The organism is Nonomuraea sp. NPDC051941, from assembly GCF_044593615.1.
On record NZ_JBIUCF010000009.1, the window covers coordinates 234135 to 246792 of the forward strand.

Consider the following 12658-nt stretch of genomic DNA (forward strand, 5'->3'; position numbering starts at 1 on the left):
TGACGACCGAGTGCAGTGTTTTGCTTCCTCAGGGTAATCGCTCCGTTACTGTCAGGACATTGCCGCAGTCCATGGGCCTGGCCGTTCAATTAGGAGCCTGATCGTCCTGTACCGCTCATGGGAGGAAACGTGTCGTCACCCATGCCGCAGCCGGGCACGGCGGAGACGGTGACGGTCACCACCGGCCGCCGCACCGCGTATCTGGTCGTCCTGGTCGTGCTGCCCGTGTTGCTGCTGGCCCTCGCGGTGCCGGCCGCCTGGGGGTGGGGCATCGGCCTTCGCGACCTGGTCATCGCGGTCGTGATGTATCTGGTGAGCATCTTCGGGATCGCTATCGGCTATCACCGTCTCTTCACCCACCGCGCCTTCAAGGCCAACCGGGGGCTGCGGATCGCGCTCATGCTGGCCGGCGGCATGGCCGTCGAGGGTCCTGTCACGCTGTGGGCCGCCGAGCACCGCCGCCACCACAAGTACGCCGACCGTGAGGGTGACCCGCACTCGCCGTGGCGTTACGGCGACGGCGGCCTGGCACTGCTGCGCGGCATGCTGCATGCTCACATCGGCTGGTTCTACACGGCCCATCAGCGCTCCAGCCGGCGGCATTGGGTGCCGGACCTGCTGGCCGACCCGGATGTGCGGCGTTTCGACGCCGCCTACCCGGCGGTGGTCGTCCTGTCGTTCGCGCTCCCGGCCGCCGCGGGCGGGCTGTGGTCGATGTCGTGGTCGGGCGTGTGGAGCGCGTTCCTGTGGGGTGGTCTGGTCCGCTATGCCGTGGTGCATCACGTCACCTGGTCGGTGAACTCGATCGCGCACACCTTCGGCGACCGTCCGTTCCGCACCAGGGACCGTTCGTCGAACGTGTGGTGGGTGGCGATGCTGACGCTCGGCGAAGGCTGGCACAACTGGCATCATGTGGAGCCGACCTGTGCCCGGCACGGTGTGCTCAGGGGCCAGTTCGACCCCAGTGCGCGGCTGATCCGCTGGTTCGAGCGGGCGGGCTGGGCTCACGGCGTACGCTGGCCGAACCCCGATCGCCTGACGATCCACCGCACCGACCGCAGTCCGGACCACAGCCCCGATAACGGGGCCGACTCCCTGCGATGACGTCATGACCATCGGGCGCCCAGCGCCCGGTGCCCGCTCAGGCGGGTCTCTCGATGAGCAGGGCCATCTCGGCGACCGTGGGGTTGTCGAGGATGAACCGCACCGGCACCGTCAGTCCCACGGTGTCGCGCAGGCGGGAGGCCATCCGGATCGCGAGCAGTGAGTGACCGCCGAGGTCGTAGAAGTCGTCGTGCCGCCCGATCCGCTCCAGGTCGAACACGTCGCACCAGATGGCGGCGACCAGTTCTTCGGCGGCTCCGCGTGGCCGGGTGTCGGCTGTGTCGCTCATCTCGCTGGCCCTCCGAGCGTCGGCTCGGCAGTGGTGTTCATGATCGGCTCCAGACCTTGTAGGGGCCGGCGGTGCCGGTGACGAGGAAGTCGAGGTCGGTGCTGCGCAGCCAGGTGTCGCCGAGCGCCGCCGGGTCGGCTCCCGGGCGTCCGGTGTCAGCGGCGAGCTGTGACCAGAGTCCGTCCAGCCGTTGTCCGGCGGCGGCGCAGGCGATGTCGGCCAGGTCGGGCGCGGTCGGGTTGCCGCGCTCCGCCAGGTCGGCCGCGCGGGCGAGCACCATGGAGATGCCGAGCAGTAAGGCGATGGGATCCCCATGGTCTTGGCCGAACATCCAACGGACCTGGCTCTGACCTGCAGTGGGTGTGTTGGGGCGGGGCGCGCCTACGAGGAGCGGCACGATCGCTGAAAAAAGTCAGGGCACGAGCCGTGGAGGATGTCGAGAATGCGATGCCGGCTCCGTCCCAGGAACACCAGCGGCCACGAACCGGCCGCGTGATGAAGGAGACCGAGCATGACAATCCAGCGGATGGACAACGTCCTCATCGTTGTCGACGACCTTGACGCCGCCATCGCGTTCTTCGTCGAACTCGGCATGGAGTTGGAGGGCAGGGCGCCGATCGAGGGGCGTTGGGCGGAGCAGGCGGAGCGTGTCATCGGGCTCAACGGGGTTCGGCAGGAGGCCGCGATGCTGAGGATCCCGGGCGGCGTCGGCGGGATCGAGCTGGCGATGTTCCACACGCTGAAGGCGATCAGCACCGAGCCGAAGGACGCGCCGGCGAACACGCTGGGCATTCGCCGCGTCATGTTCGTCGTCGACGACGTTGAGGACGTCATTGCCCGCCTGCGCCCCCACGGCGCCGAACTCGTCGGCACGCTGGAGCAGTACGAGGACAGCTACCGGCTCTGCTACGTCCGCGGCCCCGAGGGCATCATCGTCGGCCTGGCCCAGCAACTCGGCTGACGGTCCGTCGCGGCCGACCAGGGCGATCCGGCTCGCGCACACCAGACGCATGTCCTTTCCCGCCATCAGCAATCACCCGCGATCCCGCAAGCCCGGAGAAAAGCCGGGGCGGATCAAGAAAAAGATCATAGGAGAAATGACCGTGGAGCCGAACGAGGTAACCGAGGTTCTGAACCGGCCGCTCAGCCGGGAACTGCTGGCCCGCGACGTGACCCGCCTGGCCTATGTCGCCAAGGACGGCACACCCCGCAACATCCCGATCATCTTTGCCTGGAACGGCTTGGAGATCGTCATGAGCACTTCGAAGAACGCTCCGAAGCTCCAGGCTTTGAGCGAGAACCCGATGGTCGCTCTGACGATCGACACCGAGGTACACCCGCCCAAGATCTTGCTCATCCGCGGCCGGGCCGAACTGGACTTCGTCGATGGCATCCCGGACGAATATCTCCAGGCGACCAGCACCTACGAGATGACGCCCGAGCAGCGAGTCGAGTGGGAGGCGGAGGTGCGTTCCCTCTATCACGACGGCATGGTCCGGATCGTGGTGACTCCGACGTGGGCGAAGCTGATCGACTTCGAGACGACTCTGCCGAGCGCGGTCGAGGAGCTGATCCGGCAGCGGGAAGAGCGTCAGTCCGCCTGAGCACCGCCCGGTGGCCCACGCCTCAATCCCCACCGCGGTGCGCGGAAAGGCCTGCTCCTGCGGGCCGCGGCGGGTGCCGATCGAGAAGCGGCAAGGACATCTGGCTGTGGGGGAGCTTGAAACTCATGCACTCCCTGCTGGACGCCGGCGACGTCGACGTAGTCCAGATGCTGCTCGCCGCGAACGCCTCCACCGCGGCCACGTACTGGTCGACCTTCGCGGCCGTGGCCGCGTTCAGCTCCTGGCCCTGCCGGCGCTCGCCGGTCTTGACCCACAGCCACCGGGCATCGCGCTGCTCTCCGAACACCTGCCGCTGCGCGCGGGGTGTCGATGGGGATCCGGTCGATCGCTTTGCGGTTGGCGGTGGTGGTCAGCCACGTGGCGAGGATGGCCGGCCGACGGGTTGGGGGGTACCCCTGTCGGCCGGCCATCCTCGCCACGTTTGGCGGGTTGCTCACTGGTGGGGTTCGGACGGTGCCTTGTGGGGCATCAGGGTGACGACCGGGAGGCTGAGGGCGGTGACGGCCAGAACGACGATGAGACTGACTTTCATGGCGTGGGCCAGTCCGGAGGTTGCGGCTTGGAAGAAGATCGAGGTGATCGCGGCCGAGCCGATCGCTGATGCGAGTTGCTGGATCGAGCTGAGCGAGCCGCTGGCGCTGCCGGCTTCGTCAGGTTTCGCGTCGCCGAGAGCGACGACGGGGATCGTGGCGAAGCTGAGGCCGATGCCGATGCCGATGACGAAGAACGCCGGAGCCAGCGTCCAGAGGCTGACGTTCGTCCCGGAGTAAGCGACGAGGACCAGGACCCAACCGCAACCGACGAGGTCGACGGTGAGGCCGATGAAGACGAGCCGGCGACCGAGCTTGGCGACCAGGCCACCCATGGCGGCGAACCCGGCGGCGACGAGCCCCAGGGTGAGCGGCACCAGGCCGAGCGAGGTGTCTCTCGGGCTGGCGTGCAGCCCTTCCTGCAGGAACAGCGACAGCACGAAGAGCAGGCCGGTGCCGGCGGCGACGGCGACCAGGCACACGAGCAATCCGGAAGTGAAACCCCGGTTCTTCATGAGCGAGGGCTTGATGAGCGGTTGGGTCGCGGTGCGCTGACGGTAGGCGAAGGCAGCGAAGAACAGGACGCCGACAACGATCGAGACGATCGGAATGACGCCCCAGCCGTTGGTCGAGCCCTCGATCAGGCCGTACAGCAGCCCGAGTATGGTAACCCCAAGCATGCCGGAGGCCCAGCCGTCGACGACGGTGGACCGGTCGGCGTCGTCGTCCCGTGGCAGGATCTTGACGGCCATGATCAGCCCGACGCCGCCGAGGATGATGTTGATGAGGAAGATCGGGCGCCAGGACAGACCGAACAGGTCGGCGCTGATGAGGAATCCGGCCAGGACCGGGCCGCCGACACTGGAGAGGCCGAGAACCGGGCCGAACAGCCCGAACGCCTTGGCGAGCATGTCGCGGCTGAACGCTTTCGTCATGATCGCCATGCCTTGCGGGATGAGCAGAGCCCCGAACGCTCCCTGAGCAACCCGGGCAGCGATGAGCAGGGCCGGGTCTGGTGAGAACCCGGCGACCGCCGAAGCCAGGGTGAACCCGCTCATGCCGATCAGGAAAAGCCTGCGTTGGCCGAACTTGTCCCCCAGCCGTCCGCCGACCACGAGCAGGACACCCATGGCGAGCATGTACGCCGTTCCCAACCACTTGATCAGACTTTCACCGCCGTGGAGCTCGCGGGCGATGGTGGGGGCGGCGATGTTCGTGACGGTTGCATCGATCACGTCGAGGGCGTCGGCAAGCAGCACCAGCCCCAGGATCGCCCACATCAGGCGGCTGGAGCGGCGTGTGGTGACCGTGCTCGGCTCCGTCAAGGTAGTCATGAGGAACGTCCTTCCGTTACCGGGGGCGCCCTCCTGGGCGGCCTCTCACCCCCACTACGAACACCCCCGCCCCGATCCGACACCGCCCACAAAAGATTTCGTCGAGATCTTCCGGCGTGTGTGTCGTTAGCGTGCCGACCACGGTGGTGTGGAGGCACCTACGCACGCTTCTCAGCCGCGTGCGACCGCCGGAGATGTCGCGGCGCTCTCCGGGATCGCCATGTCAGGCCCGGTATGACGATCGCCGCGGCCAGTACATGACCACCTGCGAGCAGGAGCCTGGCCGATGTAGTCGTGTGGCTCAGAGCAGGCGCGAGTGCGACCCGGACGAAGGTCTGTTGCGGCCGGGCGGCTCGACGCACGACACCCACCGCAAGGACGGATCCGAGTGCGGTGCACAGGACGACGCCGAACCGGAAGTCGGCAACAGGACGCGTCTCTACGGCCGCCGCAACCCGGCGCCTCCGAATCCTGCGCCATTGCTTGGCGAGAGGGGTTGGCGTCTGAACATGTCAATAGTGCAGCGTTCGGCGTCGCCTTTCATCGCTGTATCAAGTGCGCTCTTCAAACGCGGGCGCTACTGCAGTTAGGCGCGGCGGCAAATGAGGCAGGCGGTCTCGCCGGTGTTGCCGACCAGCTCGATGGCCCGGTTGAGGGCGATGATCGGCGACGGGTCGAGACGGACGAGCTGGTCGTAGAGGGCAAGGACCTGCGACCAGTCGGTGTCGCGCATGTCGCGGGCGGAGGTGTGCACGGCGTTGATCGCCGCGAGGATCTGATATCGACCCGGAGCCACCCCGGCGGCGGCCAGGCGCTCGCGCACCAGCCGATGGCCTTCGGCGATCAGTTCCGTGTCCCAGGCGCTGCGATCCTGCTCGGCCAGGGGGACCAGTTCGCCTCCGGACGAGACCCGGGCGGGGCGGCGGGCCTCGGTGAGCAGCATCAGCGCCAGCAGGCCGGCCGCTTCTCCGTCCTGCGGTAGGAGTGCGCGGGTCAGGCGGGTGAGTCGGATCGCCTCGGTGGTCGGCTCGTGCCGTACGGGGCCGGTGGCCAGGTAGCCCTGGTTGAAGATGAGGAACAGGACGGCCAGGACGCCGGAGACGCGTGCCGGGAGATCGTCGGCGGACGGCATCTGATGGGAGATGCGTGCCGCCTTGATCTTGGCTTTCACGCGGGTGATGCGCTGCTCCATGGTGGTGCCCTGCCTCAGAAAGCACGGGCGATCTCGGGCACAGTCAGGCCGGCGACCATGGGCAGTGTCAGCGCCAGGCGGGCTCCATCGCCAGCTCCGGGTGACAGCAGGTGAAGATCAGCCGGAGCCGGTCGTCGTCGATGGCGCCGACAGGCTCGGGCAGGGCGTCGTCGTAGGACATCTGAGCCTCCTTGTGCTTGTCGTCGCGCCGGATCCGGTCGATGACCTTGTGGCTGGCGGTGGTAGTCAGCCACGCGCCCGGGTTGGGGGCAGGCCGTCGGCCGGCCACCGCTCGACGGCGGTCGTGAACGCCTCGCCCGCTGCCTCCTTGGCGACCGAAGCGCCTGGTCAGGGTGCCACCACCCGCGCCCACTCGACGTGGTGGGCCCGGATGATCAACCCTCGACGTCGCTCACTGGAACGGCCGCACCTCGATCTTCCGATCGCAGACCTTCGACGCCTCGGTGGCGAGCTTGAGCGCCACATCCAGATCGGGGACCTCCCACACCCAGACGCCGGCGAGGTACTCCTTCGACTCCACGAAAGGCCCGTCGCTGAACACCGCCTGCTCGCCCCGGTTGTCGATGACCGTGGCGGCGTCGGTGTCCGCGAGTCCGCCCGCGAAAACCCAGTAGCCCTCGGCGATCAGTCGTTCGTTGAACGCGCTGATGGCAGGCAGCCTGTCCGTGCTGCCGGGATTGCTCTTGTCATCGATCACGGAAACCAGGTAGCGCATCTGAAGATCATCTCCTGTGGTGTCAAGACAGCGTGGTTCGGTGGTCAGGGACTTCAGACCCTTGCATACCGTGGGCGCCCGGCCGGCCGGTAGACCTGGATCGTCACGCCCTTGGAGTCAACCCGCGACTCGACCAGGTCGAGCGCAAGATCCGCTCGCGCTCCACCAGGCCGCGCTGGAGCAGAGCGCCGCCCTTGCTGACGGCGTCGGACCGGCCGAGCGCAAAACGTACCGTGCCTATGCTGCCCGCATCACCGCCGAAGCCGACCCCGGCCGGCTGCGCAGTCCCCGCCGTCGCACATTACGGCCCCATCGCCCTGCCGCAAGTCGTGACCTGCGAAAACGCTCCTGCGAGGCGCATCCGAACGGAAAGTCGCGGCAAGCCGCTCAACTGAGCTCCGCTGACGGGACTTTCCGTTCCGATGCTCGTCCTGCCCCGACCCGGCCGCGGGCACGCGCAAACCGGCGGGGTGCCTACCTGTGTAACCTTCGGGGATCAGCCTGCGGAACCGCTCCGGCCGATCATGTCGAGCAGAAGTTTCGCGGCCTGCTCCGCCCCGTCGGTGCGGACCGTTTCGGCCACGGCGGCCGCGCGGGCACCGGTCTCGGGGGCCAGGGCGATCTGGAGTGCGGCCGACAGGGACTCGGCGGTCGGTGTCGGACCGTCGTGTTCCGTGCCGATGCCCAGCTCGGTTACCCGTCCCGCCCAGTACGGCTGATCCGCGACCTGGGGCACGATCACCTGCGGCGCCCCGGCACGGGCCGCCGTCGTCGTGGTGCCCGCGCCACCGTGGTGCACGATCGCGGTCACCCGGCGGAACAGCGCCTGCTGGTTGACCTCGCCGACGACGAAGCAGTCGTCCCGGTCGTCGATCAGGGCCAGGTCAGCCCAGCCGCTCCCGAGCAGGACGCGGCGACCCTGTGTCCGGACCGCTTCGATGACGGACCGGGAGACCTCCTGCGCGTTCGCGCCCCGCACCAGCATGCTGCCGAAGCCCACGTACACCGGCTCTGGACCGGCGGCCAGGAACGCCTCCAGACCGGCCGGGAGCGGGCGCCCGTCCGGCCGGATCCACGCGCCGGTCTGTGTCACGTCGAGCTCCGGCGTCTCCTGCCACGGGCCCAGGACCGGGTCGGCCGCCAGGAACGGGTGGCCGGTGAAGACGTGGTCGCGGACGCCGCTCACCGGCGGCAGGCCGATCGAGGCCCGGTGGGTGTTGATCGTGTCGCCGAACAGGGCTTCCATGTTCTCGGCGTGCAGGTTCCACAGCCCCCGGTTGTCGGTCACCTCAGGGGGGATCACCTGGCCCGGCCGGCGGAGAGGCGGGTGATGCGACGACGGCAGGTAACACGGGGAGAAGGACGCGAACACATAGGGCACGCCCAGCTTCTCGGCCGCCGTGCGCGTACCGGCCAGGGCCGGGAACGAGCCGGTGGCCACCACCGCGGCGCAGCCCTCGGCCACCCCGGCGACCGTCTCATAGGCCATGGCGGTCAGCTCGGCGGAGATGTCGGACAGGCCCGCCTTCGCCTTTCCGGGGATCGCCCCCGTTGCCAGCGCGCGGATCGGCCAGGCGAGGGGAGTCAGCGGCACGTCGACATCGTCCAGCAGTTCGGCGAAGTCCGGCGGCGCGCACACCCGCACCTCGGCGCCCAGCTCCCGTAGCCGCACCGCCAGCCCCGTCATCGGCTCGACGTCCCCGCGCGACCCGTAGGTCACCAACACAACGCGCATTCCGCAGTCCCCGATCTCCGTGCGTTCCGGTGTCGAAGGGTGATTGTGGGGTACGACCGGGGCCTTGTGGCAAGTCCCCCCATGCGCTATAGGTTGGTAGTGGCAAGGAGTGGATATTCCCCTTGCCCTTTGTTGCTTCGCCGCCCAGTAGGTGGCCTCCTCCATCTCGCCATGATCGTGCGGCAGCCCGTGGATAACCACAACTACGCACAGCTACTTTGGGGCTGGTCGCAGGGACACGGGTGGAGGGCCTGAGGCACTGGCCGACAGCGTGGCGGCCAGCGGGCCTTGGGCAGCGGCGTGTCCGGAGTAGCCGGGCTGGCTATCGCCGCTCCGGACACAGAGCATCACGGCGCGCCGTCCCCGTCGTCACACTGCGCTCACGTCGGTGAGGGACGCGACGAGCGGCCTGCCTGCCCAGGTGAATTCCTCCCGCAGCCGGGCGTCCGGCAGGCCACGCGCGTGATGCCGTTGTCCGTGCTCGGCGTTGGAATCGTCGGGATGGCACCCGCGGCCCGGTGGTGTGCTTCCGCCGTCGGTCATCATCCGGCCGGGTCGGGTTCGGCGGGGGACGGGGGGACGGGTTCGGCCGCGGGGGAGGGGAGCCTCTGCAGGAGCAGGTTCAGGTTCGTCTGCAGTTGTTCGGCGCGCTGTTCGGCTGAGCGATGCTCGGCGCGCGCGTTGTCCCGTTCGCGTTCGGCGGCCTCGATCCGGCTGTTGCGGACCGCCACGAGGTTGCGAGCTTCGCTTTCCGCGTGGCGGGCCTGGAACACCTGCTGGGTGAGGTCGGTGTTGCGTTGCTCGGCAGCCTCAAGCTGCGCGCGCACCGTGGCGGTTTCGGTGCGGGCCTGCTCGGCGGCGGCCTGCGCGCCGTCGGCGCGTTCGCGTTGCCGCTGGGCTTCCTCAGCGGTGGCGTGGTGGCGTTCCCGCAGGGCGGCCAGTTCACGTTCGGCGGTGGAGACCCGCTCCCGCTCCCGGGCCAGGGTCTCGTCGTGTCCGGCGCGCAGCTGTCGTAGCTCGTCGGCGTGCTGCCGGGCCGCCTCCGCACGCAGGTGGTCGGCCTGATCGGCGCGCGCCCGATCAGCGATGGCCAGCCGTTCTGCCTCGTCGGCGCGCTGTTCGGCGTCCTGCGCCCGCTCGTCGGCGTGCCGCTGGGCCGTGCGGGCCTGCGCCGCGGCGCGTTCGGCGGCCTCGGTCAGCTCGGCGGCCGAGGCGGCGCGCTGGTCGGCCGCTCGGGCGTGCTGCTCGGCGGCGGCGGCCTGCTGCTCGGCCGCGGTCGCGGCTGAGCGCTCGTCCTCGAGCTGCTCCTCCAGGTCGGCGACCTGCGCCAGCAGCTCGCTCTCGATGCGCTGCAGGAGCGCGACCTCGGTGGCCAGCTGGGTGCTGACCGTCTCGGCGTAGGTGTGCAGGGCGGGGCGGTGCTCGGCCACCGTGGCGGCGAAGGTGGCCTGCAGTTGCTGGCGGCGCTGGTCGGAGGAGCGCTTGCGCGCGTTGCTGGCGGCGTTGGTGCAGCGCCGGGAGCAGTGCTTGGGCTTGCGGCCGACGCCGGCGTACTCCAGCGGCCGGGGCAGTCCGTCCGGTGTGGTCCACAGCTCGGCGCAGGCCGGATTGCCGCAGCGTAGCTCGCCGCCGGGCGCCGCCCCCGGCGGCGCGGCCGGTCCGGCCTCGTCCTCGATCATGCCCGCCAATCTACATCAAGATCAAATTTTTGGCGTTAGTGCAACGCGAAATATTTAGCGTTACGCGTTTCGCACGTAGAACGCTTCACAGATTGTTGCTTCTGTGAAGGGCTGCAGCCAAGGGGGAGAAAGTGTCGCTGGCTTGGGGGATCAGGGTGGCCTTCTGGTTCTTGGGGACTCCGCCGAGGGCGGTGACATGGCGGTGTGGATGCCGCGCACTCCGACGTCGGGGTTGCCGAGGTAGACAGCGATGTGCCGGGCCGGGTCGAGACCGAAGATCGCGGCAAGCGTGGTTCGTCATGAACGAGCCACGCACCATCCCACCCCGGCCCCGAGATCGGCTGTACGCCGCGGTCACGCTGGTGCTCGCCGCGCTCCTGCAGCCCTCGTCCGCCGTCCCGGCCGCGCAGGGAGCGTCCGTGCTGCGTGTGTACTTCAGCAGCAGCGCGAAGGCCAAGCGCGTGCTTTACTGCTTGGCGTTGACCAATCCGGCCTCACCGCTGAGCACCGTCCAGTGGTCGACCAACTCATCCATGAGGTGCTGAGCGGCGGACGCTCCATGCCTATGAATTCGCTCGCGACAGCCCAACATTGTGAACGGTCAGATCGCCTGTACCGGATGACCGCATGATAGGGAACCGCTGGCGTTCTTAACGAAAGAAATCCCAGATCAGAGTGGTTTGGCGGCTCATCGCAGAGTGCTCAACGGCACCCAAGTAGAGGTCTTGACGGTGCCCGGCTCAGCCGGAGGCATTGTCTGGGTTGCCACCGATGCGCGCGAGCACCTGTTGGCTGAGCACGACGTCGTGCGGCAACTGCCTGAGCGTGGTCGCGTCGACAATGACTCCCTGCCGCTGGGCGATCTGCTGGAGCGAGGCCCAATGGTCGGCTTCCATGTCTTCCTGGGAACGGCCACCGAACGGCTCATCGGGCCCAACCACCGCGCGCGTCGTCTCTTGTACGTCTGCTACCGACGTCGCGGCCCAGCTTTGCGATGAGCCCCAACCTCTGTCATTCAGCAGCAGTACTCGGGTTCCGTCGACGAGCTCCGCCTCGTGACGCGCCGACACCGAGATAGTGTCAGCCGCCTGATTATCGACGTCGACGAACGTCACTAGACGTGTGACAGCAGTCATACACCTCCTCCTCGGTGCAAGTATCTACGATTGCGGTCCAGGTCGGGGCGCTGTAGCGGGGCGTGACCGACAGGCCGGGAACGTGGCCCTTTTTTGGGACGGAGCTGTCACCATCAGGGCGTTGTCGCCCTGCCAGCGCTTCACGATCTGCCGGGACGGCTTGCGGCAGCCGAGCACCGCGCACTGCTGCTGGGCGCGCCGCGCCGCGAGGGCGTGCCGCCTGTGCACGTGCACGCCAGGCATGGCCGCCGCCTTAATCATCCCGCAGGCGATTGGGCATGTTCGCCGGCGCCGAGCTGGCCAGGGCCATGAGCGTCATCGGGCCCGTCATGCCTGTCGGTGGTCTTCGGGCCGATGCTCGGCGCCGTGCTCCTCCGGCGCGAACCCGCGGCCGCTGCTGGCGGCGCTCTTGGTGTGCGGGGCCGGGAATGGCATAGCCATCGTCGCGTTCTTCGCCGCCCCCTGGCGCGCCGCCGTCCTCATGGGGTCGGGTCGGCCAGCCTGCTGAACGTCGTCCAGCAGGCTGGCGGCGCGCCGGGGATCGCCGTCCTCGGCAGCGTCTTCCTGCACGGCCTGGGCGGCGGCCCGAACGCGAACGCCGAGGCGGCGCTCGCGTTCGGGCTCGCCCTCGTGCTGCTCGCGGCGACGGCCGTCGCCGCGGTGTTCAGGCGGACCCCTCCGGAGCCCTCGCCGGAACAGGGGCGCGCGGCCGAGCTGTCGCTGCTTGGGCCCTGGTCAGGTGGTGCCGTGGGGGTTGTCGATGACGTAGCGCCATTGCCCGTCCGGGCCGCGGCGGACGACGTCGGTGGCGGTGCCGCTCATGTCGATCTCGGTGCCGTCCCGCGTGGTGCCGCGCATCGACCAGTCGACGATGAGCAGGGCGATGTCGCCGGACACGTACACGTGCTTCGGGCGGGCCTCGATCGGGAGCCCGAAGCTCTGCAGGTGCCGGTTGGCGGCGAGCCGGGCGGGGCCGGTGATGGGGTGGCCGGGGACCGGGACGAGGACGGCGTCGTCCTCGTAGATGTGGTCGAGAGCCTGGGGATCGCCGGAGTTCATCGCGGTGACGAAGCGGGCGGCGGGGCTGTCGGCGTCGCCGGAGAGCACCACGCAAGGCTGGGATTTGTCATGACTATTCATGACAAAATGATCATATCACAGCCTGCCTTTCCTTGGTCGCCGGAGAAGGCAACGGCCTACGAAGGCCTTGTACAGGCGTTCGCGGGGCAGGTCTGGACGTCGCGAGGTAGGCGCGGACAGGACGGTAGCCAGCGCGGCTTCGGGAGTGGGCCGCGTCG

Annotated in this window: 15 protein-coding genes; 4 read left to right on the forward strand and 11 right to left on the reverse strand. The window is 68.8% G+C overall.

Annotated elements, in window-relative coordinates; genetic code table 11:
• Positions 1–129 precede the first annotated feature (129 nt).
• Positions 130–1104, forward strand: a complete 975-nt coding sequence (locus tag ACIHFD_RS18195; RefSeq protein WP_397367882.1) for an acyl-CoA desaturase — start codon at positions 130–132, stop codon at positions 1102–1104.
• Positions 1105–1141: 37 nt separating this feature from the next.
• Here ACIHFD_RS18195 and ACIHFD_RS18200 read toward each other — a convergent pair whose 3' ends face one another.
• Both ACIHFD_RS18200 and ACIHFD_RS18205 read right to left on the reverse strand, forming a co-directional pair.
• Entirely contained in the window at positions 1142–1393 is a 252-nt protein-coding gene (locus ACIHFD_RS18200) for a phosphopantetheine-binding protein (protein ID WP_397367883.1), read from the reverse strand.
• A 37-nt stretch (positions 1394–1430) separates the two neighbouring features.
• Entirely contained in the window at positions 1431–1724 is a 294-nt protein-coding gene (locus ACIHFD_RS18205) for a hypothetical protein (protein ID WP_397367884.1), read from the reverse strand.
• 180 nt (positions 1725–1904) lie between these two features.
• On the opposite strand from ACIHFD_RS18205, the gene ACIHFD_RS18210 reads away from it, so the two are divergent.
• Positions 1905–2354 carry a VOC family protein gene (locus ACIHFD_RS18210; RefSeq protein WP_397367885.1) on the forward strand — a complete coding sequence of 150 codons (450 nt, stop codon included), beginning with the start codon at positions 1905–1907 and terminating at the stop codon, positions 2352–2354.
• 49 nt (positions 2355–2403) lie between these two features.
• Positions 2404–2997, forward strand: a complete 594-nt coding sequence (locus ACIHFD_RS18215; RefSeq protein ID WP_397367886.1) for a pyridoxamine 5'-phosphate oxidase family protein — start codon at positions 2404–2406, stop codon at positions 2995–2997.
• Positions 2998–3019: 22 nt separating this feature from the next.
• On the opposite strand, the gene ACIHFD_RS18220 is transcribed toward ACIHFD_RS18215, so the two are convergent.
• The 7 genes from ACIHFD_RS18220 to ACIHFD_RS18250 all read right to left on the reverse strand — a co-directional run bounded on the left by ACIHFD_RS18220 (position 3020) and on the right by ACIHFD_RS18250 (position 10224).
• Positions 3020–3304 carry a hypothetical protein gene (locus ACIHFD_RS18220; protein ID WP_397367887.1) on the reverse strand — a complete coding sequence of 95 codons (285 nt, stop codon included), beginning with the start codon at positions 3302–3304 and terminating at the stop codon, positions 3020–3022.
• 147 nt (positions 3305–3451) lie between these two features.
• Positions 3452–4882, reverse strand: coding sequence for an MFS transporter (locus ACIHFD_RS18225; RefSeq protein WP_397367888.1), 1431 nt, complete (start codon positions 4880–4882; stop codon positions 3452–3454).
• 158 nt (positions 4883–5040) lie between these two features.
• Positions 5041–5352: a DUF6069 family protein gene (locus tag ACIHFD_RS18230; protein WP_397367925.1), complete on the reverse strand. Its 312-nt coding sequence runs from the start codon at positions 5350–5352 to the stop codon at positions 5041–5043.
• A 116-nt stretch (positions 5353–5468) separates the two neighbouring features.
• Entirely contained in the window at positions 5469–6074 is a 606-nt protein-coding gene (locus ACIHFD_RS18235; protein WP_397367889.1) for a DUF6596 domain-containing protein, read from the reverse strand.
• Between the two features lie 412 nt (positions 6075–6486).
• Complete coding sequence (locus tag ACIHFD_RS18240) at positions 6487–6810, reverse strand: YciI family protein (RefSeq protein ID WP_397367890.1); 324 nt, start codon at positions 6808–6810, stop codon at positions 6487–6489.
• A gap of 496 nt (positions 6811–7306) precedes the next feature.
• A complete protein-coding gene (locus ACIHFD_RS18245; protein WP_397367891.1) occupies positions 7307–8545 on the reverse strand; it encodes a glycosyltransferase in 1239 nt (412 codons plus the stop codon).
• A gap of 542 nt (positions 8546–9087) precedes the next feature.
• A complete protein-coding gene (locus tag ACIHFD_RS18250; RefSeq protein ID WP_397367892.1) occupies positions 9088–10224 on the reverse strand; it encodes a hypothetical protein in 1137 nt (378 codons plus the stop codon).
• 299 nt (positions 10225–10523) lie between these two features.
• Between ACIHFD_RS18250 and ACIHFD_RS18255 the strand changes: the two genes are divergently transcribed.
• Complete coding sequence (locus tag ACIHFD_RS18255; RefSeq protein ID WP_397367893.1) at positions 10524–10769, forward strand: hypothetical protein; 246 nt, start codon at positions 10524–10526, stop codon at positions 10767–10769.
• Positions 10770–10964: 195 nt separating this feature from the next.
• On the opposite strand, the gene ACIHFD_RS18260 is transcribed toward ACIHFD_RS18255, so the two are convergent.
• Together ACIHFD_RS18260 and ACIHFD_RS18265 are read right to left on the reverse strand one after the other, a co-directional pair.
• The gene (locus ACIHFD_RS18260) at positions 10965–11360 is read right to left on the reverse strand and encodes a hypothetical protein (protein WP_397367894.1); all 396 of its coding nucleotides are present in this window, start codon (positions 11358–11360) and stop codon (positions 10965–10967) included.
• Between the two features lie 735 nt (positions 11361–12095).
• The gene (locus ACIHFD_RS18265) at positions 12096–12500 is read right to left on the reverse strand and encodes a YybH family protein (RefSeq protein WP_397367895.1); all 405 of its coding nucleotides are present in this window, start codon (positions 12498–12500) and stop codon (positions 12096–12098) included.
• Between the last annotated feature and the right edge of the window lie 158 nt (positions 12501–12658).

Bases quoted from the DNA above. Each gene is read 5' to 3' on its own strand.
- ACIHFD_RS18235 (WP_397367889.1), bottom strand. From the start codon at position 6,074: ATGGAGCAGCGCATCACCCGCGTGAAAGCCAAGATCAAGGCGGCACGC.
- ACIHFD_RS18240 (WP_397367890.1), bottom strand. From the start codon at position 6,810: ATGCGCTACCTGGTTTCCGTGATCGATGACAAGAGCAATCCCGGCAGC.
- ACIHFD_RS18250 (WP_397367892.1), bottom strand. From the start codon at position 10,224: ATGATCGAGGACGAGGCCGGACCGGCCGCGCCGCCGGGGGCGGCGCCC.
- ACIHFD_RS18210 (WP_397367885.1), top strand. From the start codon at position 1,905: ATGACAATCCAGCGGATGGACAACGTCCTCATCGTTGTCGACGACCTT.
- ACIHFD_RS18225 (WP_397367888.1), bottom strand. From the start codon at position 4,882: ATGACTACCTTGACGGAGCCGAGCACGGTCACCACACGCCGCTCCAGC.
- ACIHFD_RS18215 (WP_397367886.1), top strand. From the start codon at position 2,404: ATGTCCTTTCCCGCCATCAGCAATCACCCGCGATCCCGCAAGCCCGGA.
- ACIHFD_RS18205 (WP_397367884.1), bottom strand. From the start codon at position 1,724: ATGTTCGGCCAAGACCATGGGGATCCCATCGCCTTACTGCTCGGCATC.
- ACIHFD_RS18200 (WP_397367883.1), bottom strand. From the start codon at position 1,393: ATGAGCGACACAGCCGACACCCGGCCACGCGGAGCCGCCGAAGAACTG.
- ACIHFD_RS18265 (WP_397367895.1), bottom strand. From the start codon at position 12,500: ATGAATAGTCATGACAAATCCCAGCCTTGCGTGGTGCTCTCCGGCGAC.
- ACIHFD_RS18245 (WP_397367891.1), bottom strand. From the start codon at position 8,545: ATGCGCGTTGTGTTGGTGACCTACGGGTCGCGCGGGGACGTCGAGCCG.
- ACIHFD_RS18260 (WP_397367894.1), bottom strand. From the start codon at position 11,360: ATGACTGCTGTCACACGTCTAGTGACGTTCGTCGACGTCGATAATCAG.
- ACIHFD_RS18255 (WP_397367893.1), top strand. From the start codon at position 10,524: ATGAACGAGCCACGCACCATCCCACCCCGGCCCCGAGATCGGCTGTAC.